Raw genomic sequence first — 3,962 nt, 5'->3', positions numbered from 1 at the left:
CCAGCCGTGGCAGGAATCACGCTCACGGGGCTCAAAGGTTGAAGCTCCAAACCGGTGTGGGGGGAAACAGGTGAAACCGCCGCGGCATTCGCCCGAAAATCCGACGTCGCAGGGGGCAGGCAGGCCCGGGGCCGGCTGGCCGGCCGGGCCTTCCAGGACGTGGTCTGCCCCGTACCTTCCCTTCCGGAACAGCCCGGCTTTCCTGCTCGGAGTGAATTACTGGTCCCGTGCCGGCGGCCCGCGCATGTGGGCCGTGTGGGACGAAAAGCGGGTGCACGCCGAGGTCCGGGAGATGGCCCGCATCGGGTTCCACGTTTGCCGGGCCTTCGTGTACTGGCCGGACTTCATGCCGACGGGCGAGCGGGTGGAGCCCACCATGCTGCAGCGATTGCGCCAGTTTGTCGACTGGTGCGGCGAAGAGGGCCTGGGGGTTTTCGTGACACTCGTTGTCGGCCACATGTCGGGCGAGAACTGGGATGTCCCGTGGCGGCAAGGGCGGGACCTCTATACCGACCCGGACATGCTGGCCGCTCAGGAACGCCTGGCCGGTGAGGCCGCACGTGTACTCCAGGGATCGAGCGGGCTCGCCGGTTGGGTGCTGAGCAATGAGATGCCTCTTTACGGAGGACATGCCTCTCCTGATTCCGTGGCGAACTGGTCCCGCCGGCTGGTGGCTGCCATCCGTCAGTGGGACGGGGTCAACCCCATCGGCACCGGCGATGGGGCGTGGAACTTGAACGGCGGGGAGAACGGCTTCGATTTAAAGCTCCTGGAGCCCCACGTCTCGTACTTCGGCCCTCATGTCTACGCAACAGAGATCGACGCTGCCCGGCACTCGTGGGTCATCCCGGCACACCTCTGGCGAACCTGGAGCATCGAGGAGGTGATCTACGGGCAGGGCCGCCGGGAAAAGCCCGTGCTCCTGGAGGAGTTCGGCGCAAGCAGCATTCAGGCGTCGGAGGAGAACCACGCCGCTTACGTTCGTGAGACGTTGCACGACGTGCTGCTGGCGGGCGGCTCGGGTGCCTGGGTGTGGTGCTTCAGCGACTTCGACCTATCACGCCAGCATCCCTACCGGCACCATGCGTTCGAACTGTCGTTCGGGGTCACCGCGGCAGATGGGCGTTGGAAAGCCGCCGCGCATGAGTACCGAAAGTTCCGTGGCCTCCTGGAGTCGCTGCCCCGTCCCGATCGGCTGCGGCTGCCGGAGCCCGAGGTGGCCATCCTCGTCCCTTCCTACTTCAACACGAACTACCCCTTCAGCACCGAGAACCGGCCGGTAATGCAGAGGGTGATGCTGGAAGCCGTTGCACTGAGCAGTATGGCGGGAATCAGGGTCGCGTTCGTGGAGGAAGGGCAGGACATCTCTCGCTACCGCATGGTGTTGTTGCCTATCGCCGATTTCCTCGAACTTCCCCCGGTACAGGGTCCGCTCGGCCAGAGCGATGGGGCCATCGAAGCTCTCGCTCTGGTCGGGATGCCCGGCTGCCACGGCGAGGCTGTAACGGAAGGACCCCTTTCGTCCACCGGGGCCCCCTTCGACGGCGGTCACGGTGACCAGGTACTCGCCGGAGACCAGGTACCGGCGAATCACGTCCGGCCGCCCCGCGTCCCGTACCGACTTCGCCACGCCTGCCTCAAGCCGCGCCCCGGTATGCTCGACGGCGGCCAGCGCCAGATCCACATCGAACGGCTCCGGTGCCCGAAGCGAAAGAACGTAGATGCCTGCTCCGGCCACGGCCAGCCGGTAGGTGTCGACGTCACCCGACGAGGCCTCCGCAGAGTAAACGTGACCCGGTTCGATGGGAATCGCGCTGGATGGGTCGTCGCTGCTGTCCTGCTCGACGGCAACCTCGCGGGCGTCCGCGTGCGCCGTCCATAGGCCGGCGGCCGGGACGCTGGTGAGGATCGAGGTGGCGGACAGGGCGAAGCTCAGGGTGCAGTGCAGCCAACGGCCGGTAGACAAAAGGGACCACCCCACCTCTGGGTAACTCCCAACCCCCGGTGAGGAACTGATCCCCGTGACGGCGTTTCCAGGAATGGGGCCCCATTCCCTGCCAGCTCTTCAGGAAGGCTGCCGAGCTGCCGGCCACCGGAACTGGCTATCACCAAACGGGGATACAGGGGTGATGGCTTGAACCCCTGTACCCCCGGCCCCTCCGCTCCGCTACTCGCTCCGCGCGTCCTTGCCCCACCGCCACCCATCAACCGGCCCCGTGACCCGGCAGGGTATTCGGCAAGTCGTTACCAACTCGTGACCAACGAGTCGTACGGGCGGAGTCGCCGCGCCGCTTCCTGCGGTGGTAATACCAAGAGCTTCTGACGTAGCGCCTGCACCTGCACCTGCACCTGCTCGCCCGAGGCTTCGTCGAGTTCGACCAGAAGCGCCCCAGCACCCCGCGGGGGCCGTTGGTGACGACGTTGGTGACCGAATCGTGATGACTTTCGACCGGGCCGCTCGCAAGGGCGCGGATACCAGAAACGACAAGAGCTTGAGGCCCTGGCAATGCGACCCAGTTTCTCCGTCGAAGCGTCCGGTACTGCAATTTCACCGAACGGGGAGCTGGAAACCGAGGGCCCGGTCGGGCCCGAGCCTCCAGGGCAGCACAGGCGCGTGCATGACGTGGCTCGGACAGAGGGCTTCTTCTCTTGAGCCTTTTTTCTTCGCACGGCTTCGTGGACTGATAGATGTCCAGCGTCACCTTCACGTCCGCCAGGCTGGCCGGTGCATGGCTTTCGGACCCTGCTCGACGAACTAGCCACGGTGGCCCGCCACACCGTGCACGTCCCGGCCCTCCCGAAGGAGGAGCCGTTCGAGAAGGTGACGGCCCCAAAGCCCTTCCAGCGCGAGGTCTTCGCCCGGGTCGGGCTCCACGCCCTGGCCGAGCCGTGTAGGCAGAAAGCCCCGGCCTGAATTCCGCTCAGTCGGCTTCATGACAGGGAATTCCACTCTTTCAAGTTGGGCCCGCCGTATCGCTTCGCGAAGCTTGGTCATTCACCTCCGGCTGAACTAGCGGCGCGCCGCGCCATCCTCCTCATGCTGCCCCCGCAGGACAGCCTCGACGAGTCGCTGCGCTGCTGCCGGGTTGGGGAAGATGCCTACCGAGTCGGCTCGCCGCGCGCTCCCCGGTTTGGGGACCTCAGCGGAAAGACCATGGAGGTCGGCACGTCATCCTCGGCCTCCTTCCTGAAGGGCGTCCAGCCGGGACTCATCCTGATACTTGCTCAGCATGTCCAGCAGTGCGATGCTGAGGTCGGTCACCGGAAGGGTCGCTCCCTTCGTTGGGACTGCGGACCCCTTCCCGCAGCCCCGGCACGCCGCCTGCGGCCGCGGGAAGGGCAGCGCAACCCGCCGCTTGATGCTTTTGGGGGTAATGATGGGGAAGGGCGGTCGGTCGTCTTGCGCTGGCTGGGTCTGACGCTGTTGATCGTAACGCCCGTTCTGGCCATTGCCCCGATGCCGCCAGTGGCCGGTATACCCGGTTATGGCCTGGCCGAGTTTACCCTCTGGCTTGGAATGGCTATCTTGAGGGTGGAGAATTGCCGCCGCGCCCCCACGCGATACCGTCGGTTTCACGTCTGGATCGATGCCCCCTTCTTCACGATGTGGCTTGGATTAATCGTGTGGGCGCGCCTTGATCCGATCTTCTGGCGCAGCAGTCGTGCCGCGATGGTCGTAATCCCGTTCGGGGTCGTGCTCCTGGCATGGCTGGGGGCGCAGTACGTCTTACTGCGCAAAGAATTGGACCGCAGCAGCACACCCCGCCGCGAAGGCGACGTGTGACGCCCTCAGCCCTTACGAATTGCCGCTTCCAGGTCCTCGGCTTCTTCGCTAGCCCTCTGGCCTCCAGGCACCAGCGGAGGTGCGTCGAAGAGCTAACACGCCAGCTCGTGGTCGGGGGCGAGGACAACCTGGCCATCGTGGAGGCATGGACGGCGTGGAAGGGGGCTTTTCTGCCGTG

5 protein-coding genes are annotated in these 3,962 nt (G+C 65.7%); 4 read left to right on the top strand and 1 reads right to left on the bottom strand.

The window, feature by feature from the left end:
- Positions 1-244 precede the first annotated feature (244 nt).
- Both AB1609_17355 and AB1609_17350 read left to right on the top strand, forming a co-directional pair.
- Complete coding sequence (locus AB1609_17355; GenBank protein MEW6048215.1) at positions 245-1,882, top strand: cellulase family glycosylhydrolase; 1,638 nt, start codon at positions 245-247, stop codon at positions 1,880-1,882.
- Between the two features lie 843 nt (positions 1,883-2,725).
- Positions 2,726-2,914, top strand: coding sequence for a hypothetical protein (locus AB1609_17350; GenBank protein ID MEW6048214.1), 189 nt, complete (start codon positions 2,726-2,728; stop codon positions 2,912-2,914).
- A gap of 96 nt (positions 2,915-3,010) precedes the next feature.
- Here the strand turns inward: AB1609_17350 and AB1609_17345 are convergent, their stop codons facing one another.
- Complete coding sequence (locus AB1609_17345; GenBank protein MEW6048213.1) at positions 3,011-3,097, bottom strand: hypothetical protein; 87 nt, start codon at positions 3,095-3,097, stop codon at positions 3,011-3,013.
- 303 nt (positions 3,098-3,400) lie between these two features.
- On the opposite strand from AB1609_17345, the gene AB1609_17340 reads away from it, so the two are divergent.
- Complete coding sequence (locus AB1609_17340; GenBank protein ID MEW6048212.1) at positions 3,401-3,784, top strand: hypothetical protein; 384 nt, start codon at positions 3,401-3,403, stop codon at positions 3,782-3,784.
- On the top strand, positions 3,781-3,962 hold a 182-nt coding region (locus AB1609_17335), incomplete at its 3' end, for a hypothetical protein (GenBank protein MEW6048211.1). The genes AB1609_17340 and AB1609_17335, both read left to right, overlap by 4 nt.

It is taken from the genome of Bacillota bacterium, assembly GCA_040754675.1.
In the GTDB taxonomy this organism is placed as follows: Bacteria; Bacillota; Limnochordia; order Limnochordales; family Geochordaceae; genus Geochorda.
Note: the sequence above shows the minus strand (reverse complement) of the source record. Positions and strands in the feature narration are given on the sequence as shown.

What these genes read in the sequence shown, in the direction of transcription:
- AB1609_17355 (MEW6048215.1), top strand. Translation starts at nt 245, where the DNA reads ATGTGGGCCGTGTGGGACGAAAAGCGGGTGCACGCCGAGGTCCGGGAG.